This window comes from Arcobacter sp. ISO1 (assembly GCF_058105185.1).
In genome coordinates this window covers 919133-939441 of sequence record NZ_CM176573.1, presented here as the reverse complement: position 1 = coordinate 939441, position 20309 = coordinate 919133, and the positions used below count along the sequence as shown (strand labels likewise).

The window sequence follows — 20309 nt, the reverse complement described above, 5'->3', positions numbered from 1 at the left end:
TTAAGGACAGATTATTATGGGTATTTATGAAGAAAAACCACACACCCTAAAAGAACTTGAAGTTGAACAAGCAGATGAGTCACAAAAGGTTTTAAATGAGTTAGAAGGACAAAGGGTCTTTGGACGAACTCATTATGAATTTTGGCTAATTTCAGCAATAGCTTTATTTTGGTCATTATTTCAACTTTATATAGTTGTAGAACCAACAAACTCAACTATCTCAAGATCTATTCACTTATCATTTGCATTATTGCTTGCATTTATGATTTATCCAATGATGAAAAAACCTTATTTTCTGAAAAAAATAAGATGGTTTGGATATACCTTTGCATTAATTGGTATGTGTAGTGCAGGATATATTGCCTACTTTTTTGAAGAGATTGCTTTAAGACCAGGGGATTATACACAGCTTGATATTGTTGTTGCTTTAATAGGAATTTTAATCTTACTAGAAGCAGGAAGAAGAACACTTGGACTTGCATTATCTATTATTGCTATTGTTTTTATTGCTTATGATATGTTAGGGCCTTATATGCCTGAGCTTATTATTCATAAAGGTGCTAGTTTAAACAAACTTGCTGGTCATATGTTTTTAACAACAGAAGGTATCTTTGGAGTACCACTTGGAGTATCAACAGGATTTGTATTTTTATTTGTACTATTTGGTTCACTTTTAGATAAAGCAGGAGCGGGAGAGTATTTTATCAACCTAGCTTTTGCAATGCTTGGGAAATATAGAGGAGGTCCAGCAAAAGCTTCTGTTGTTGCTTCTGGATTTACAGGAATTATGAGTGGAAGCTCTATTGCAAATACTGTTACAACAGGAACCTTTACAATTCCACTTATGAAAAGAACAGGATTTAGACCAGAACAAGCAGGTGCAGTAGAAGTTGCTGCTTCTACAAATGGACAATTGATGCCTCCTGTTATGGGAGCTGCTGCTTTTATTATCGCCGAATTTTTAGGGCTTGCTTATACAGATGTAATCTTTGCAGCATTTATTCCTGCATTTGTTTCTTATTTTGCCCTATTTTATATTGTTCATTTAGAGGCATTAAAATTGGGACTTAAGGGGATGAAAAAAGAGGATTTACCTCCTAAACTTAAAACATTTTTAAGAGGGATTCACTATTTAATTCCTATTTTCTTCTTGTTATACACCTTGATGATATTAAGAGAAAGTGCTGCTAGTGCTGCATTTAATGCAATTATGCTTTTAATGCTTTTAATGGTAGTTCAGCATCCATTTAGAGCTTTTTTAGCAAAAGAAAAAATCACAAGAGATATTTTACTTTCTGGTTTTGTTGATATTTTGGCAGGTATGATAAGTGGTGCTAAAAATATGATTCCAATAGCAGTTGCTACAGCTTTAGCAGGTATTGTTGTTGGAAGTATTACTTTAACTGGGCTTGGTCAAGTTTTATTAGATGTAATTGAAACTTTATCAGATGGGAATATTTTTATAATTCTTATTTTAGCAGCTGTTATTTCCCTAATCCTTGGAATGGGATTACCAACAACTGCAAATTATATAGTTATGGCCTCATTAACTGCACCTGTAATTCTAATACTTGCGCAAGATAATGGGTTTATAGTCCCTGCAATTGCAGCTCACCTTTTTGTATTTTATTTTGGTATTCTAGCGGATGACACTCCTCCTGTAGGACTTGCAGCTTATGCAGCAGCTGGTATTGCAAAAGCTGATCCAATAAAAACTGGTATTCAAGGTTTTAAATATGATATTAGAACAGCTATTTTACCATTTATGTTTTTCTTTAACCCAGAACTACTGTTAATCTCAGGAGTAGATGAGTTAAATCCTGCAAATTCAAATGCTTGGGTATGGATTACAAATCCTTTAGAAATAGCTGTAATATTCTCAACAGCATTTATAGGAATGATGGCATTTTCTTGTTTTACACAAGGATATTTTATCACAAGAACAAATATTATAGAAAGATTTATCTTCTTAGGTATTGTTCCATTTATGTTCTTACCAAAAATAGTTGAAGAGTTTATGCATCTTCCAAGTCATTATTTATCATATATTATAGGGATTTTAATTTTTGTAGGTTTATATCTACTTCAGAAATCAAGAATAAAAAAAGCATCCTAAAAAAGGATGCTTTTTAAATAAAAAGAAAATTAGTTTTAATCTTTTATTAATAGTTTTTCGATGATATATCCATACCCTTTATGAGATACAATAAAATCATCATCTTTTACTTTGTCTTTTAATCTTTTCATTACTGTTCTAAAAGCAGAATCATTTGTGTTTATATCACCCCAAACTAACTCTTTAAATTTTTCAACAGGCACAACTTCACCTAAGTTATTAATTAAAACTTTTAAAATGTCAAGTTCTTTTTTAGACAGTTTAACAATTGATTCTTCATTATATAATTTATCACTTGTTGTATTATAAGTATATCTTTTATTTAGAGTAATATAATCTTTTGATTCCTCTTCAACTTTATTATCAGCAAGAACTTCCTCTTTTGCTTTTTTTAGCATCTCCATCATATTATCGATATTTAATGGTTTCACAAAATACCCTAAAACTCTAAGATTAATAAGTTTTAATAAATCATCTTCATTTTTATGAGCACTTACAATTATAAATCTTTGATTAGATGCCAATTCTCTTATTTCATCAATCATTGACATACCATCCTTATTTGGCATCTTTAAGTCTGTTAAGACCAAATCAAATTGTTTCTCTTCTTCATAATTTTTTTTAAAAATCTTACTACCTTCTGCACCGTCGCATGCTACTACAACTTCGTCAAAAATAGTATTTAAATAAAATGAGAGTGTTTTCCTTGCAACATCTTCGTCTTCAACTAGTAAAACTCTAGTTATATATGCTTTCATTTCTAACCCTAAAAATATATTTTTTGTTATTATACCTAAAAAGTTATATGTTAATAATAAGAAAGTGGTAAAAGGATTACAAAAATAACACCATCATTTTTATTTTTAGCAAAAATCTTACCACCCATGTTTTTTTCAATAATTGTTTTTGCCATATAAAGCCCTATTCCTGTTCCTTGGTTTTCAAATTTTGTAGTAAAATAAGGTTCAAACATTCTATCCATAACATCATCTTCTATTTTTCCACAGTTATTTTCTAGAATTATTTTGATTTTATCCCCATAGTCTATAAAAATTTTAACACTTACTTTTGCTTTAAAATCTATTATTTCTTTTTTTACAATTGCTGCATCAGCTGCATTGTTTAATATGTTTAAGACAACTTGTTGAAGTTCATTCATATAGTTTACTGTTTCAATCTCTTCCCCTGAGATATTAAGTTCAATATTGTTTTTTTCAAATTGTGTTTCAACTATTTTAGCACATTGTAAAATTGAATCTTTTACATTGAATTTCACTTTATCTTTATTTGGTTGATAGAAGTTTCTAAAATCATCAATAGTTTGAGACATATATTCAATTTGTAATTTTGTATCTTTTATAACTGAATCCAATTCCTCTTTACTTAAGGTGCCATAACTATCTCTAATAAAATGAGTTAGAAGATTAATATTATTTAATGGTTGTCTCCATTGGTGGGCAATATTTCCTAATATCTCCCCCATAGCAGCAAGTTTACTTTGATGAACTAAGATCCTATCTTTTTCAATATTTTTTTCAACCTCTTCATCTATTTTATGTTTCAACTCTTCTTCTGTTAACTTCATTTCAGTAATATCACTTACATACCCATAAAAATAAGCTACATTTCCAAAATCATCTTTTAAGAAAATAGTTCTAGTAAATACCCATCGCACATCACCATTTTTATCTTTTACCCTGTAAACTTTTGTAAATGATTTTTCATCATTATTAACAGCTTTTTCAAGATCTTCTTTTAAATCTTTAATGTCATCTTCATGGACAAAATCAAAATAATTCACCTCTTTACTTTGGAACTCTTGAGCAGTATATCCATATGAACTAATTGATTTTGAAATATAATCAACACTTAGACTTTCATCATTTTTCCATTTAAAAATTACAATTCGTCCATATTCAACCAATAAATCAACATATTTCAATTCTTTAATTAATTTTTTTCTTTGTTCAATATCCATAGACATCATTAACATTCGTTTATGATTATTATCATCAAAGGCTTTCCCTCTAACTAAAATCCATTTAAATTTATTGTTTTTATTTTTTATTCTATATTCACAAACAAAGTTTTCACTTTTTCCATTCAAGTGTTTATTGAACTTATCCATAACAAGTTGTCTATCCTCATAATGAATTAATTCGAACCATTCATCAAGATTATTAATATCTCCATCTTCATAGCCAAACATATCAAGCCATTTTTTAGAAAAATAGATATGTTTAGTTTTTAGATCAATATCCCAAAGACCATCATTTGAAGCAATAATTGCTAGTTCATATCTCTCTTTCCATTTTTTATACATGATATTTCTAGTCTCTAATCTTTTATTATATCTATGAAAAATTTTATTTATAAACTTAGAAAAAATAGTTGAAGCGACAATTAGAAAAATAGCAATTAAAATTACAATTGAGATTGAAATTGATAGTTTAGAATTATATTCATATCTTAATTGAGCAATCTTATTTGGAAGAGAAAAGCTTTTTATTGATATAAGAAAATTGTATTTTGAGAAATTATGAATATCACTACTAGTTGTTGTTTCATTGTTAATATATTTTTTCAAAATCTCATTTGAACTATTTAATCTATCTTTGTCTAAAATATACTTTGCATCAATTTTTTGTCCCTTATTATAATAATTGTAAACATAACCTAAATTATAATCATAAAACCAAAAATATGAATCTTTGTAGTATTTACTTTTTTGAACTATTGAGTTTAATATTGCATTTCTTGTTGAATTTTTCATATCATCAATTTTTGAAAAAGCCCCTAAAAATAAATCTTCATTTTCTAACTCTTTAAAAAAACTTAGTCTAATTTTTCTTTTATCACTATCTATCCAATATATTAGATTATCACTTCCTATATAAGCGATATTTTTTAACATATGGTGCCTAAAATTATCGATATTAATATTTGAATTTGTAATTATTTTTAGGTAATCAATTATCTCATTTCCATATAAAAGCTCATAATCTTTTTTATCAAATAAAACAAAATCAAAACCACTTTCAGCTTCAATTTTTTTAAACTGATTTTTTAATAAAGGAAGGTTTATATTATCTGTACTTAAACTAACATATCCATATAAAGAAAGTACTGCTTCATTTAAAGCTTTTTCTTCATTATCAAAAGAGGAACTAGCATTGTATTTTATATCAGATATATATTCATTTAAAATTGTTTCTTTGTTATAACTATCTTCTTGTATATATAAAGATGTGTTCTTCTTTTTTTCAAACTCCAATACAAATGTAATCACTAGAACTGCAATAAAAGAGATTAAAAAAACAAAGATTAAAGGTGTGAAAACTATATGTTTTCTTATATCCGATAGAGTATAAAACTTTCTTTTTTTAATCATTTATATATAACCTTAGTAAGATATAAACCATAAGCACTTGCAGGTTTTCTATAAATATATTTCTCTTTTTTTAATTGAATTAGCAAATCATTTTTTGTTAATTCCCCTTTACCAACTTCTAATAAAAATCCAACCATTAATCTAATTTGTGAACGTAAATAAGAATTTGCTGTAAATTTAAAAACATAAAAATCTTTATATTTGTAAAATGAGGTCTTAAAAACTTCCCTTACAGTATTATCTTTATCACTTCCTTTTTTATGAAAATATTCAAAATCATGAAGCCCCTCAAAAAGTTTTATGGCTTCTTTAATTTTCTTTTCATCAAAATCTTCACAATGGGAAATATACTTTGAATTAAAAACACTTAACTGCTTTTTTGTAACTAAGTATCGATAAACTCTTTTTTTTGCACTAAATCTTGAGTGAAATCTTTCATCTACTTCTTTTAGATTGTGAACTTTTATTGATATTGGAAGATGCTTGTTCATAATATCTTTTAGCTTTTTTAAATCGTGCCAATAAGAAGGGATTATAGCATTGAAAACTTGGCCTGTTGCATGAACATCTTTATCTGTTCTACCACTAAGAATTATCTTAGTATCTATATTTAAAGCTTTAAAAACTTCTTGAAGTTTATCTTGAATACTTAAACCATTTGGTTGAGTTTGACTACCAACATACTCAGTCCCATCATATGAGATTGTAAATTTTACATTCATGATTAATACTGTTGCTTAACACTTCTTTGATACATAAAGTATGTAAAACAAATCCATGATAAAGGGACTATATATAAAGAGTGTAATAATAAGTTGTCAACACTTACTTGCATAAATACATAATATAAAGTAACAAAAACTACTGCTTTCATAACTGCTTTATTTTTCTCATATCTTGGATTAAAATAACCAGCATAAACAACTAAAAGAAGAGATATTAAAGGGAAAATAGAGATTAAAATATTAAATGAAAATCTATCAGTATTTTGATTTTTTGAAAAATTAGCCTTCCAATAGTTTAAAGATGTAGTAAAATCTCCAATATTGCTATCTACTATTGAATCATTTAAATACATATTTTTGTAATCGATTTGATTAAGTTCTTCATTATCTATTACAAAAGATTTTCCATTTATAAATTTAAAACTTAAATTGCCATTTTCATTTTCTAAAACTGCATTGTCTGAAATAATAAATTGATCTTTATTATCTTGAGTTTTAAAAAGTTTAACTTTCGAGTATTTTTTATCATCTTTATCTTCGATATAAATTAACCAATCACCAAACTTTTGACCAAATTCTGAAGCTTTTATATTAAAATTTGCCTCTTTTTTCTTTTGTTCAATAAAAGCTTTATTTAGATATTTTGCCTTTGGAACTAAACCCACAGATATAATCACTAAAGCAATTGTCATAAGTAAGGTTACAGGAAAAAAAATCTTTATAATATTCAATGGATTTAAACCAAAAGAGGTTATTACTATAAGTTCATATTCACTAGATAATTTAGATAAAGTGATAACTAATGAGATAAAAAAAGATATTGGCAGGGTAAAAAATATAATTGTTGGCATCACATAACTATAAAGTTTTAGTAACTCAAAAAAGTTAATGGTAATAGCAGAACTCAATGATGCAATTTTTACTAAGAATATGATTGATGTTATAAAATATAACCCTAAAAAAATAGGAAAAAATGTTTGAGATAACTGGCTAAGTAAGTACTCTTTTAATTTCAATTAAAAACCTTTGATATATTAAAAAAATATTCAATAATTAAACCTAAACTTAGATATGGAATAAAAGGTATTTGAATATCTTTTTTCTTTATTTGAAAATATATAGATGGTATTATAGCAAAAAGTGATGATAAAAATATTGCTATGAATGTTCCTGGAAGCCCTAAGACTGCTCCAATAGATGCTAGAATGGGAATATCACCCTCCCCTAAAGCTTCTTGATCTTTTAATGATTCATCTTTTAATATTCTTGATTTTATATTTTGAATATAAAAAGTTATAACAAAATTTAATAAAATAAAAGCACCTGATACAATAAAAGCATTTTTAAAGGCATCTAGTAAATCTTTTTGTGTAATTACAAATGAAAATATCAATGCAATTAATAAAAGATAATCAGGAACCGCTTTATATTTAAAATCTATAAAAGATAAAACTATTAAGGTATAAAAAAATATCATTGAGAAAAGAAGTTCACTAGATAAACTAAGTTTTAAATATAGCCCTAGTGTTAAAATTGCGGTTAATAACTCAACAATAGGATATTGTACAGATATTTTTTCTCCACATTCTTTACATTTTCCTTTTAAATAAATATAAGAAAATAGTGGGACATTTAAATACCAAGGGATTAATTTATCACAGCTTGTACATCTACTTCTAGGAGTTATGAAAGATTTTTTTATTGGAAGTCTATATATTAGTACATTTAAAAATGACCCAATAAGAAGTCCAAATATAAAACTAAATACCTCCAAATCTTCTCTCTCGATTTGTAAAATCACTAATTAAATCATCTAAATCTCGTGGATAGAATTCAGGCCAATAAGTTTGCGTAAAAAACATCTCCGCATAAGCATTTTGCCAAAGAAGATAATTTGATAGTCTAACTTCTCCGCTTGTTCTAATTAACATATCAACATCAGGCATTCCTGCAGTATCCAAACAAGACTCGAAATTCTCTTTAGTTATTTCTAAATCTTTTTCCTGCATCTTTTTCATAGCTCTTAACATCTCATCTTGAGAACCATAGTTCAAAGCTAAGACTTGAGTTAGTTTCATTCCATGACTTGTTTTTTCTTCTGTTTCTTTTATTGTTTTTTGTAAAGATTTTGAAAATTTTGAGATATCTCCAATTGCTTTTAATCTAGTTTGATTTTCTAAATAAACGGGCAACTCTTTTTTTAACCAATTTTCTAAAAGCTTCATTAAAAATTCAACTTCTAATTTTGGTCTTGTCCAATTTTCTGTTGAAAAAGCATATAAAGTTAGATATTTAACTCCAATATTTGAACAGTGTGTAGTAATATCCCTAACTCTTTTTGCTCCCTCTTCATGGCCAACAGTTCGTTTTAAATCTCTTTCTTTTGCCCATCTTCCATTACCATCCATGATAATAGCTATATGTTTTGGGATATTATTTTCAGTCATTATTTGCAAACTCTTCTTTTACTTTTTTTATTAAATCCATTGAAATATCAAATTTGTCTCCACAAAAAGTGCTTGAACCATTTTTTGTAATAAACTCAATAATATTTGACTCACTTCCAAAATAGTTTTCTTCATCAATGATATTTAAACAAACACCATCAATATTCTTCTTTTCTATCATTGAGCTTGCATTGTCTTTAGCATTTTGCTTATCCATCTCAGCTTTAAAACCAATAGTTATAATATCTTTTTTATCTAAACTATTTAAGATGTCTATATTTAAAGACAGTTGTAAATTCCAAGACTCACCAAGGTTATCTTTTTTTAATTTACCATCACTTTTAGGTGGGATATAATCACTTACAGCGGCAGCCATAAATAAAAATGGTTTTTTACTTTTTTCACTATTTTCTATTGATTCTTTTAAGTTTTCAAACATCTGTTTTGATGAACTAACTTGTAATACCTTTATAGATTTTGGAAGGTTTTCATAACCCCTTGAGCTAACAAGTGTTACCTTTGCACCTTTTAAATACAAAGCTTTAGCTAAAGATGAAGCCATTTTTCCTGAAGAAAAATTTGAGATATATCTAACATCATCTATTTTTTCTAAGGTTCCACCACCACTTATAATCACCTCTGTATTATCCCAATATTCATCTTTTAAAAGTTGTTTTGAGGTTTCATAAAAGATTTCATTTGGTTCAGCCATTGCCCCATCACCAACATCTTTACAAGCTAACTCTTTTATTTGTGATGAGATTATTTTAAAACTGTACTTTTCAAGTTTTTCAAGACTAGAAGTAGTAATTTGATTTTGTATCATATTTGTATTTGCTGCTGGTGCTATTAACTTTAAATTTGGATATGCTAAAACTGTTTGAGTTAAAAGATTATCAGCTATTCCATTTGCTAATTTATTTATTGTATTTGCTGTTGCAGGGGCTATTACAAAAACATCTGCCCACTTTCCAATATCAATATGGTTATAAACTGATTTTTTGTCCCAAGATTCTGTTTGATCACATAAAACTTTATTTTGAGAAATTGCCTCAAAAGTTAGCGGTGTTATAAACTTTTTAGCGGCCTCTGTCATTATAACTTTTACATTAGCTCCTGCTTTTATATAAAGTCTAATAAGTTCTAAACTTTTATAAATAGCAATAGAGCTACTTATCCCAACTAAAATATTTTTATCTTTTAACAACATCTTTTTTCTTTATCTCTTATTTCCAAAATGTTTATAAAAGTAGCCATCAATTTTTTTAGCTTTACTTCTTGTCAAATAAAGTTCACCTGTTTTAACATCACCTGTTACAGTTGAACCAGCACCAATTAATACATCGTCTTCGATATTAACTGGAGCTACAAATTGAGTATCACTTCCTACAAATACATTTTTACCTATAATAGTTTTATATTTTTTAATTCCATCATAATTGCAAGTTATTGTTCCACAACCAATATTTGTGCCCTCATCAATCTCACAATCTCCTAGATATGTTAAATGCCCTGCTTTTACACCATTTAATTTTGCTTTTTTTGTTTCTACAAAATTTCCTAAGTGAGTTCCAACTATTTCACTCCCTGGTCTAACCCTTGCCATTGGTCCAGCATCACTATTAATTAGTACAGCATCTTCAATCACTGTGTTTGTTTTTATATGAGAATTTACAATTTTACTATTTCCTAATAAAGTAACTCCATTTTCTAGAATAGATTCACCTTCAATAATAACACCCTCTTCTATATAAATAGTATCAGGCAATCGCATAATTACGCCAGCTTTTAAAAACTCTCTTTTTATTCTATTTTGGTGAATAACTTCAGCCTCAGATAAATCTAGTTTTGAATTTACACCTTTAAAGTTTTCTTCATTTACACTAAGTGGTTTTAAAACAAGTCCTTGATTTATAGCCATCTCAACTAAATCGGTAATATAATACTCTTTTTGGGCATTATCATTTGAAAGCTTTGGTAAACTTTCTAATAAAAACTTAGTATCAAATTGGTAAATACCAGCATTTGCAGTTGTAACCGATAACTCAGTGGGAGAAGCATCTTTTTGTTCAACAATCTTTTTAACATTTCCATTTTCAATAATCACTCTTCCATATCCATCTGCACTATCTAATTCAAGTACTGACATAACAATTGTTGCATTTATATCAAATTTTTTAAGTTCATCAGCTTGAATTAAAGGCATATCTCCATTTAAAACCAAAACTTTTTCATATTTTGGTTCTATTCCCATAACAGCTCCACCAGTTCCTGGATAGTTCTCATGGTCTTGAATTACATAATTTATTCCAGTAAAGTATTTTTCCATCTGCTCTTGAACTTTTTGAGCTTGATGAAATAATACAACTGTTACATCATCACTAAGCTCGCATGCTTCTTTGATTGAGTAGTAAAGCATTGGTTTACCAGAAATTTTATGTAAAACCTTTGGAAGTTTTGATTTCATCCTTGTTCCAGCACCAGCTGCTAAAATTATTATAGATTTGTTTTCCATTAATACTTATCCTTCTAAAGCTTCTTTTATCTCTTTTTTTAAGTTTTCTACAACCTCTTCAACTGCTGTTCTCATCTTTGTATCAGTTATATTTGCATCTAATAAATTATCTAATTTATTTTCTCTTTCTCTAAAAAACTTTGCCACTGATTTACTTTTTTTATTATGGTTATACATTAAAACACCAGACAAAATAAGTACAACTACAAGTCTTGTATGCCCCAAAATTGCTGCATAATTTAATATGGTAAACCCTGCATAATCTGGTTCATTTATATTTGCTCCTGCAGCAATTAAAAGTCTTGCAATTTTATAATTACCTTTCCACTGTGTATGGTGTAAAGCTGTTCTTCCTTGCTTATCTTTTATATCTAAGTTTACTTTTTTTGTAAGAAGTTTTTCCATAACCTCTAAATCGTTTGCAAAGGCAACTTTATGAAAAACTGTTCGGCCTTCTTTATCAATGGTATTAACATCAATTCTAAATTTTAAAAGAAAAACTAATTTCTCTAAAAAAACTTCTTTTTCTTTGTTGTTTTTAATTTCTAAACCTCTATCAATTAAATAAGATAAAGGTGTATCCATATCATTATCAACAATATTTAAATCAAGTCCAGCATTAACAAAAATCTTTATTAACTCTAAATTATCATAATCAAGTAGATCATAAATAATTGTTTTTCCATCACTTCTTGGTTCATTTATCCTTGGCTTAAATAGAAGCATTTTCTTTAAAAGTTGAAAATAATCATCTTTTAAATCCAAATCAAAAAATCTCTTTGAGCTTGGTTTTTTATTGTTTTTTGTGATTAATACCGATTCCGCCAAATCATCAATTATTGTTTTTTCATTAAAATCTCTATGATCAATATCTGCACCTCTGGCAATTAGATGATCAATCATATTCATATTTGATTGACCCTTTAAAACTGCATCAAAAATGACAGTACGTCCCTCTTTGTCTTGTGCATTTACATCTGCTCCTGAAGATATTAAGAAATCAATAGTGTCGTAGTTTTCCCTTTCAACTTCTTTATAAAGAATCGTTTTACCATCAATATCTGTTCTATCAACTGCAAGCCCCATATCTATTAAGATTCCAGTTAACTTTAAGTAGTTTCTATCTGAACTTACTAGTCTATATTTTCCTTCAACTTTTTCATCAGGTTTATTTACTATTGCAAGAAGTTTTAATATCTCATCAAGTATTGTTTTTTCTGCATAATCTTTTATATTTAATTTTGCACCCTTTTCAAGTAAAAGTTCGATAATTGAAAGATTTGTTGAACCTAAGATAACTGCATTAAATAAAGCAGTTTGGCGTTTTTTATTTAAAATATTTACATCTATTCCATTTGAAATTAAGAATTTTGAAACTTCAGGATTCTCTTTTAAAACAGCATTAAATAAAACCGATTGTCCGTCATTGTCAACAACATTGATATCATCAATGTTATTTACAACTTCCCTTATAATATCAATATTTCCACCATCAACAGCATCAAAGAGTACAGTTCTTCCATAATGGTCTCGGATATCTAAATTTGGATTTTGTGTCATTAGGATTCTAAATGCTTTTTCATTCTCTTCTAAAGCTGCATCATGTAAAACTGTTCTTCCTGAAGAATTTATATGGTTTACAGAAGCACCATGCTCAAGTAAAAACCTTATCATCATCCCATCAATTTTATCAACTGCTTCACTTAAAACTGTTTTTCCAAAATTATCTTCAGAATTGATATCAATACCATTTCTAATTAAAAGTTTAATTGATTCTATTCTTCTTTTTGCAGACAGATCAAAGAGCATAGTTCGCCCTTTAGCATCTTTTCTATTTATATTTACCCCACTATCGATTAAAGATTGAATCTTCTTTTCATCAATATAGTTTTTAAGTAATTCTTTTTGTAAGGCTTCTGCACCATCAGTTTTAAACATTCCAAGCATCTAATAATTCCTATCAAAGTTGCGTAAAGTAATAGATTATATCAAAAAAAAATTTAATAACGTCTTCTCCCATTTTCTCTTGTTGGCCTAGTGTATTTTTTCTTAAATTCAGGCTCTTTTATTTTAATATTTGACTTTAATGTTTTTTCTATAAAACTATTAAAACTATTTCTTAAAATCACAGCCTTATCATGATCTAAAAATATATCTGGGAACTTATATGACAACCATAAATAAAGTGATATTTTTTTAACTTCATCTTCTACTAGTAATAAATCTTTTGCGGTCACGGCTTTTTTAGGCAAGGTAATTGATGGTTTGTATCTACAAATTTTATTTTTTATAACTGAAGCAACATAGGCTTCATAAGCTTGTAAAATAATAGTTGACTTTATGGTAATTGGAGCTTGGGCTAGTAGATATTTATCTTCTAAACTTAGCTTCTCTCTTCTGTCAATTATTGTTGCAGCTTCAAGCATAGATGAGATATTAGAAGCTATAAATGGTCCATCAAAATTCATATTATCTTTAAAGTATTTTAATATTTTAGTTAATGATTTTGTTTTAATATGAGAGGCTAATTCTTCAAGTTGTTCACTATTCATTTTTACTTTATAAGGTGGTTTAATTGTCCTAATTGGCGAATTAAACTCCTCTTTTATATAATATAAAACATCTCTTCTAGTTGCACCTAAAAATCCAACTTCATGGTGTCCATATCTTCCTGCACGACCTGCAATTTGAACAATTTCATTTACAGTTAATTTTCTTCTACTTACTCCATCAAACTTAGTATCAGTTGTAAAAAGTATATTTTTAATAGGAAGATTTAAACCCATAGAAATAGCATCAGTGGCTATTAAAATATCACTTTGTTTTTCCCTAAAACGTCTCGCTTCATCTCTCCTTACCTCAGGTGACAAATTGCCATAAATCACAGAAACTCTATATTTTTTTTGTAATTTTTGTTTTAGTTTTAAAACATCGCTTCTAGAAAAAGCAATTAAAGCAGTCCCTGATTCTAGATGTTCTAAAGCTGTATGTCTTGCCATAACTTTTAAAGGAGTTTTTCTTTTATGTTTTACAACTTCAAGATCTTCTCCAAGATAAGCTGCTATTTTTGTAACTGCATCTAAAGCATTTACGCTCCCTGTCATAATAATAGTTTTTGCAGGACATCCTATAATAGCGTTTACCCATGCCCAACCTCTATCTTCATCATCTAACATTTGAATTTCATCAATAATAGCTGTATCAACATCTAAATTGAAATCTAGCATCTCAATAGTTGAACATACATGGGATGCATCTTCATCAATGATTTGTTCTTCACCTGTTATTAACGTTGCTTCAATATTATTTTGTTTTAAGTCTTCAAAACCCTCTAAAGCAAGAAGTCTAAGTGGAGCTAAATATAAACCACTATTTGCTTTTTTTAGCTCAATCATAGCATTGTAGGTTTTACCAGAGTTTGTTGGCCCTACAAAAAACTTTAGTTTTCTGTTCATACTTCGAGCAAGGGGGAAAAGTGATTTTAAATCACACTTTAAAAATGACTGTAATTGTTCTTGGAATGTTTCTTTCATGGGCGTATTATAGTAAATAGAATATAATATCTGTTTAAATAAAAAAACTATTTTAAGGCACTTGATTATGACATGTGAATATTTTGGTAAATGTGGCTCTTGCAAACTTTATGAAATGAACTATGAGCAACAACTTGAATACAAAATAAAAAGAGAAAAAGAAAGATTTTCTAACTTTACAAATATGGAATTTGATATTATCAAAAGTGAAGAAGAAAATTTTAGATATAGAGCAGAGTTTAGAATATGGAAAAACTTTGATGATAAAGATAATCCAACTATTTCATATGCAATGACATCATTTGATAAAACTACTTTAGAGATAGATTCTTGCCAAATTATATCAAAACAGATTCAAGAACTTATGCCTATATTACTTGAAAAGCTACAAAATGATAAAGAGTTTAGATTTAAACTATATGCAATTGAGTTTTTGAATTCAACAACACAAGATATGCTTGTAACTTTAATTTACCACAAAAAACTTGAAGAAAAGTGGATTCAAAAAGCAAAAGAGTTAGAAAAAGAATTGAATATAAAAATCATAGGACGAAGTAGAAAACAAAAAGAGGTTTTAAGTGAAGACTTTATCAATGAAAAACTAGATATTGATGGGAAGAACTTTAAGTTTCACTATAAAGAAGGTGGCTTCACTCAACCAAATACAAAAGTAAATGTTAAGATGATTGAATGGGTTTTAAAACATTTAGAAAAAAGTGAAAATGACCTTTGCGAATTATATTGTGGAGGAGGAAACTTTACAATTCCTCTAAGTAGAAAATTTAATAAAGTTTTAGCAACAGAAATATCAAAAACATCTATTAATTCAGCACTTGAAAACTGTAGATTAAATGGTATAGAAAATATTGATTTTATTAGAATGAGTGCCCAAGAATTTGTTGAAGCTTTAGATGAAAAAAGAGAATTTAGAAGACTTAAAGATATTGATTTAAAATCATATAACTTTGACACAATTTTTGTGGATCCTCCAAGAGCAGGTTTAGATGAAACAACAAGAAATTTAGTAAAAGATTACGAAAAGATAATTTATATATCTTGTAATCCAGAAACACTACATAGAGATTTAGAAACTTTAACAAAAACACATGAAATCAAAAATTTTGCACTTTTTGACCAATTTTCTTATACTGAACATATAGAATCTGGAATACTTTTACAAAAAGTATAACTATTAAGAAAATATTAAGAAAAATATAAATAATTTTTGCTAAAATAACTACATATTAAATACATGAAAAGGTAACTCATGAGAATCAATACAAATGTGTCTTCTTTAAGTGCACAAGAAGCAAACAAAAACACGAATAACAACATTGCAAAATCTTTAGAGAAACTATCTACAGGTTTAAAAATAAATAAAGCTGCAGATGATGCTTCTGGTTTAGCTATTGCTGATAAACTTAGAACTCAAGGTAACTCTATTGGTCAAGGTATCCAAAATGCTAACTCAGCAGTTGCATTAATCCAAATTGCTGATAAAGCTATGGCTGAGCAGTCTAACATTTTAGATACAATCAAAACTAAACTTATTCAAGCATCTACTTCTACTACTTCTGAAGACGGTAGAGAAGCTATTAGAAAAGATATTCAAAAACTATTAGAACAATTTGATAATATTGCTGGTCAAACTAACTATAATGGTTTGAATCTTTTAGATAAAAAAGACAAAGAGTTTACTTTCCAAGTTGGAGAAGATTCATCTTTTGATATTGGTTTAAAAACTGAGTATGCTGTAAATACTTCTGGACTTGGAAGTGCAGGTAATGAAGGTACTACAACTTCAACTATTAAAACTAGTGGTTCTAGTGGTGTTACTTTAGAAGGTGAGTCTCCAAATGCTTCAATTACAATAAACTCAACATCAGGGAATGCTACATTAACTGTTGCAGCAGCTACTACTGCTTCAGAAACTTCTGAGATGACTGTAAACATTTCAGCAAATGATGTTTCAAAAATAGGTCTTAGTAACTCTACTACTACAAGTTCTGTAGTGTTATCAACAGATGATGCTGAATTAGCTAAATTCTTAGATAAAGAAGCTGATAAATCTACTTCTGATGGATTAACAAAAATTTCAAGTGGTGTATATGAATTTAAATCTACAGCTGATGCTACAGAATCAACTATTACATTCGAAAATAATGCATTAGCTGATATTAGTAGTTTAAAAGTCAGTAGTTTATCTGCATTAACTACTGGTGGAGATATTTTCAAAGTTTATACTGATGAAGAAATTGCTATTGAAAAACTTGGTGGTGGTAATGATATTACAGTAAGTACTGGTTCTGCTATGGATGTTAATGTTAACGGTGATACTTCAGAAGGTATTGCTTATACAGCAGGAACTTATGCAATGCTTTCAGAAGGTACAATTGCAGTTAGAGACAACTCAACTTCTGCAACACTTGATACTGTAGCTATTAACTCTGTTGAAGCAACAACTACTTCAGAAGTTGCAATTAATTCATTTACAGCAACATCTGATGCAAATGTTAAGTCTTTATCTTTAAGAAATACTGGTGCTGAAGCAAGTGTTATTGTATCTACTACAGATGGTACTACAGCTCAAGCTTTAAGAGATGCTGGTCTTAACGAAAATGCAGATGGTACATTTACTTGGTCTACATCAGGTGTTGATGATACTAATACTTTAGATTTTGGCTCAGAAGGTATTGATATTGGAAATATTAGTTTCTCTGATGTTGATAAAAACACTACTGCAAATGATGTTATCTTTATAGAAACAACTGGTACAGTTACAGTTTCTAATGATAAAGCAGAAGGTACTGACTCTGATTATGGTCACTTAAGTGTATCATTAACAACTTCAGAAACAGTTGCAAGTACAGCTTTTGAAACTGCTGGTGTTGGATTTGGTGAAGTTAGTTCTGGTATGGCATTTAAAAACCTTGAAGGTTTATCAGCATTAGGAGAAGATGATTTAACTTCTGATACTGCCAATTTATATATGTCTGTTGTTGATGATGCCTTAACTCAACTTAACTCAGTTAGATCTGACTTTGGTGCTACTCAAAACCAATTAGACTCTGCTATTAGAAATATGATGACAGTGCAAACTAATATTCAAGCAGCGGAATCAGTAATTAGAGATGTTGACTATGCAGAGGAATCAGCTAACTTTAATAAACAAAACATTATTTCTCAAGCTGGATCTTATGCAATGTCTCAAGCTAATCAAGTACAACAAAACGTATTAAGACTACTTCAGTAGTTTAAAAGTAGTAGCTTAGCTACTGCGAATACGTTTCTGTGAAAACGTGCTTTGGTTACTTCAATAAAAATAATCTATTTAAAAGCCTAGGATTAACTAGGCTTTTTTTATTTCTCTTTTTATCATTTAATCTAATTTTAAGAATTGGTATGTGATAATTTCATTATAAGCTTATAGGGATCAATTGATTCCAAAGAGACTTTTTCTCTATGCTTGGTAAAACAAGAATGTTTTAGGCTGTGAAAAATATTCACTATGTGTCATAATATTGAAAGGATTTATTATGAGAATTAATACAAATGTGTCTTCTTTAAGTGCACAAGAAGCAAACAAAAACACGAATAACAACATTTCTAAATCTTTAGAGAAATTATCTACAGGTTTAAAAATAAATAAAGCTGCAGATGATGCTTCTGGTTTAGCTATTGCTGATAAACTTAGAACTCAAGGTAATTCTATTGGTCAAGGTATCCAAAATGCTAACTCAGCAGTTGCATTAATCCAAATTGCTGATAAAGCTATGTCTGAGCAGTCTAACATTTTAGATACAATCAAAACTAAACTTATTCAAGCATCTACTTCTACTACTTCTGAAGACGGTAGAGAAGCTATTAGAAAAGATGTTCAAAAACTATTAGAACAATTTGACAATATCTCTGGTCAAACTAACTATAATGGTTTGAATCTTTTAGATAAAAAAGACAAAGAGTTTACTTTCCAAGTTGGAGAAGATTCATCTTTTGATATTGGTTTAAAAACTGAGTATGCTGTAAATACTTCTGGACTTGGTTCTGCTGGAAAAGATGGTACTACAACTTCAACTATTAAAACTAGTGGTTCTAGTGGTGTTACTTTAGAAGGTGAATCAACAAATGCTTCAATTACAATAAACTCAACATCAGGGAATGCTACATTAACTGTTGCAGCAGCTACTACTGCTTCAGAAACTTCTGAGATGACTGTAAATGTTTCAGCAAATGATGTTTCAAAAATAGGTCTTAATAACTCTTCGACTACAGCTTCTGTAGTATTATCTACAGATGATGCTGAATTAGCTAAATTCTTAGATAAAGAAGCTGATAAATCTACTTCTGATGGATTAACAAAAATTTCAAGTGGTGTATATGAATTTAAATCTACAGCTGATGCTACAGAATCAACTATTACATTTGAAAATAATGCATTAGCTGATATTAGTAGTTTAAAAGTTAGTAATTTATCTGCATTAACTACTGGTGGAGATATTTTCAAAGTTTATACTGACGAAGCTGTTTCAATTGAAAAACTTGGTGGTGGTAATGATATTACAGTAAGTAGTGGTTCTGCTATGGATGTTAATGTTAATGGTGATACTTCAGAAGGTATTGCTTATACAGCAGGAACTTATGCAATGCTTTCAGAAGGTACAATTGCAGTTAGAGACAACTCAACTTCTGCAACACTTGATACTGTAGCTATTAACTCTGTTGAAGCAACAACTACTTCAGAAGTTGCAATTAATTCATTTACTGCGGCATCTGATGCAAATGTTAAGTCTTTATCGTTAAGAAATACTGGTGCTGAAGCAAGTGTTATTGTATCTACTACAGATGGTACTACAGCTCAAGCTTTAAGAGATGCTGGTCTTAACGAAAATGCAGATGGTACATTTACTTGGTCTACATCAGGTGTTGATGATACTAATACTTTAGATTTTGGCTCAGAAGGTATTGATATTGGAAATATTAGTTTCTCTGATGTTGATAAAAACACTACTGCAAATGATGTTATCTTTATAGAAACAACTGGTACAGTTACAGTTTCTAATGATAAAGCAGAAGGTACTGACTCTGATTATGGTCACTTAAGTGTATCATTAACAACTTCAGAAACAGTTGCAAGTACAGCTTTTGAAACAGCTGGTGTTGGATTTGGTGAAGTTAGTTCTGGTATGGCATTTAAAAACCTTGAAGGTCTTATGGCTTTAGGAGAAGGTGATTTAACTTCTGAGACAGCAAATAACTTTATGTCTGTTGTTGATGATGCCTTAACTCAACTTAACTCAGTTAGATCTGACTTTGGTGCTACTCAAAACCAATTAGACTCTGCTATTAGAAATATGCAAACAGTGCAAACTAATATTCAAGCAGCGGAATCTGTAATTAGAGATGTTGACTATGCTGCAGAATCAGCTAACTTCAATAAACAAAATATTATTGCTCAAGCTGGGTCATATGCTATGTCTCAAGCTAATGCTGTTCAACAAAACGTATTAAGACTACTTCAGTAGTTTAAAAGTAGTAGCTTAGCTACTACAAATACGTTTCTGTGAAAACGTACATAGATTACT

14 protein-coding genes are annotated in these 20309 nt (G+C 28.8%); 4 read left to right on the top strand and 10 right to left on the bottom strand.

The window, feature by feature from the left end; translation table 11 throughout:
- The first annotated feature begins 16 nt into the window (after positions 1-16).
- On the top strand, positions 17-2116 hold the full coding sequence (locus AC2TY9_RS04730; protein ID WP_489779783.1) for a TRAP transporter permease: 2100 nt from the start codon (positions 17-19) through the stop codon (positions 2114-2116).
- A 35-nt stretch (positions 2117-2151) separates the two neighbouring features.
- On the opposite strand, the gene AC2TY9_RS04725 is transcribed toward AC2TY9_RS04730, so the two are convergent.
- The 10 genes from AC2TY9_RS04725 to AC2TY9_RS04680 are packed head-to-tail and all read right to left on the bottom strand — an operon-like array spanning position 2152 to position 14727.
- Entirely contained in the window at positions 2152-2874 is a 723-nt protein-coding gene (locus tag AC2TY9_RS04725; RefSeq protein ID WP_489779782.1) for a response regulator transcription factor, read from the bottom strand.
- A gap of 50 nt (positions 2875-2924) precedes the next feature.
- Positions 2925-5507 carry a PAS domain-containing sensor histidine kinase gene (locus AC2TY9_RS04720; protein WP_489779781.1) on the bottom strand — a complete coding sequence of 861 codons (2583 nt, stop codon included), beginning with the start codon at positions 5505-5507 and terminating at the stop codon, positions 2925-2927.
- On the bottom strand, positions 5504-6229 hold the full coding sequence (gene truA / locus AC2TY9_RS04715; protein WP_489779780.1) for a tRNA pseudouridine(38-40) synthase TruA: 726 nt from the start codon (positions 6227-6229) through the stop codon (positions 5504-5506). The genes AC2TY9_RS04720 and truA overlap by 4 nt, the downstream gene beginning before the upstream one ends.
- Before the next feature lie 2 nt (positions 6230-6231).
- A complete protein-coding gene (locus AC2TY9_RS04710; RefSeq protein ID WP_489779779.1) occupies positions 6232-7248 on the bottom strand; it encodes an LptF/LptG family permease in 1017 nt (338 codons plus the stop codon).
- Complete coding sequence (locus AC2TY9_RS04705) at positions 7245-8006, bottom strand: prepilin peptidase (RefSeq protein WP_489779778.1); 762 nt, start codon at positions 8004-8006, stop codon at positions 7245-7247. Before AC2TY9_RS04705 ends, AC2TY9_RS04710 begins: the two co-directional genes overlap by 4 nt.
- Positions 7993-8679, bottom strand: coding sequence for a di-trans,poly-cis-decaprenylcistransferase (locus AC2TY9_RS04700; protein ID WP_489779777.1), 687 nt, complete (start codon positions 8677-8679; stop codon positions 7993-7995). Before AC2TY9_RS04700 ends, AC2TY9_RS04705 begins: the two co-directional genes overlap by 14 nt.
- A complete protein-coding gene (coaBC, locus tag AC2TY9_RS04695) occupies positions 8672-9889 on the bottom strand; it encodes a bifunctional phosphopantothenoylcysteine decarboxylase/phosphopantothenate--cysteine ligase CoaBC (RefSeq protein WP_489779776.1) in 1218 nt (405 codons plus the stop codon). The genes AC2TY9_RS04700 and coaBC overlap by 8 nt, the downstream gene beginning before the upstream one ends.
- A 9-nt stretch (positions 9890-9898) precedes the next feature.
- Positions 9899-11194 (bottom strand): bifunctional UDP-N-acetylglucosamine diphosphorylase/glucosamine-1-phosphate N-acetyltransferase GlmU, encoded by a 1296-nt coding sequence (gene glmU / locus AC2TY9_RS04690; protein WP_489779775.1) that lies wholly within the window; start codon positions 11192-11194, stop codon positions 9899-9901.
- A 6-nt stretch (positions 11195-11200) separates the two neighbouring features.
- Positions 11201-13141, bottom strand: a complete 1941-nt coding sequence (locus AC2TY9_RS04685) for an ankyrin repeat domain-containing protein (protein ID WP_489779774.1) — start codon at positions 13139-13141, stop codon at positions 11201-11203.
- A gap of 53 nt (positions 13142-13194) precedes the next feature.
- Positions 13195-14727 (bottom strand): helicase-related protein, encoded by a 1533-nt coding sequence (locus AC2TY9_RS04680; RefSeq protein ID WP_489779773.1) that lies wholly within the window; start codon positions 14725-14727, stop codon positions 13195-13197.
- A gap of 67 nt (positions 14728-14794) precedes the next feature.
- Here AC2TY9_RS04680 and trmA point away from each other — a divergent pair, with 67 nt between their 5' ends.
- From trmA to AC2TY9_RS04665, 3 genes are all read left to right on the top strand, one after another.
- Positions 14795-15916 carry a tRNA (uridine(54)-C5)-methyltransferase TrmA gene (gene trmA / locus AC2TY9_RS04675; protein ID WP_489779772.1) on the top strand — a complete coding sequence of 374 codons (1122 nt, stop codon included), beginning with the start codon at positions 14795-14797 and terminating at the stop codon, positions 15914-15916.
- Between the two features lie 78 nt (positions 15917-15994).
- Positions 15995-17980 (top strand): flagellin N-terminal helical domain-containing protein, encoded by a 1986-nt coding sequence (locus AC2TY9_RS04670; RefSeq protein ID WP_489779771.1) that lies wholly within the window; start codon positions 15995-15997, stop codon positions 17978-17980.
- 283 nt (positions 17981-18263) lie between these two features.
- Positions 18264-20249: a flagellin N-terminal helical domain-containing protein gene (locus AC2TY9_RS04665; protein WP_489779770.1), complete on the top strand. Its 1986-nt coding sequence runs from the start codon at positions 18264-18266 to the stop codon at positions 20247-20249.
- Positions 20250-20309: the final 60 nt, after the last annotated feature.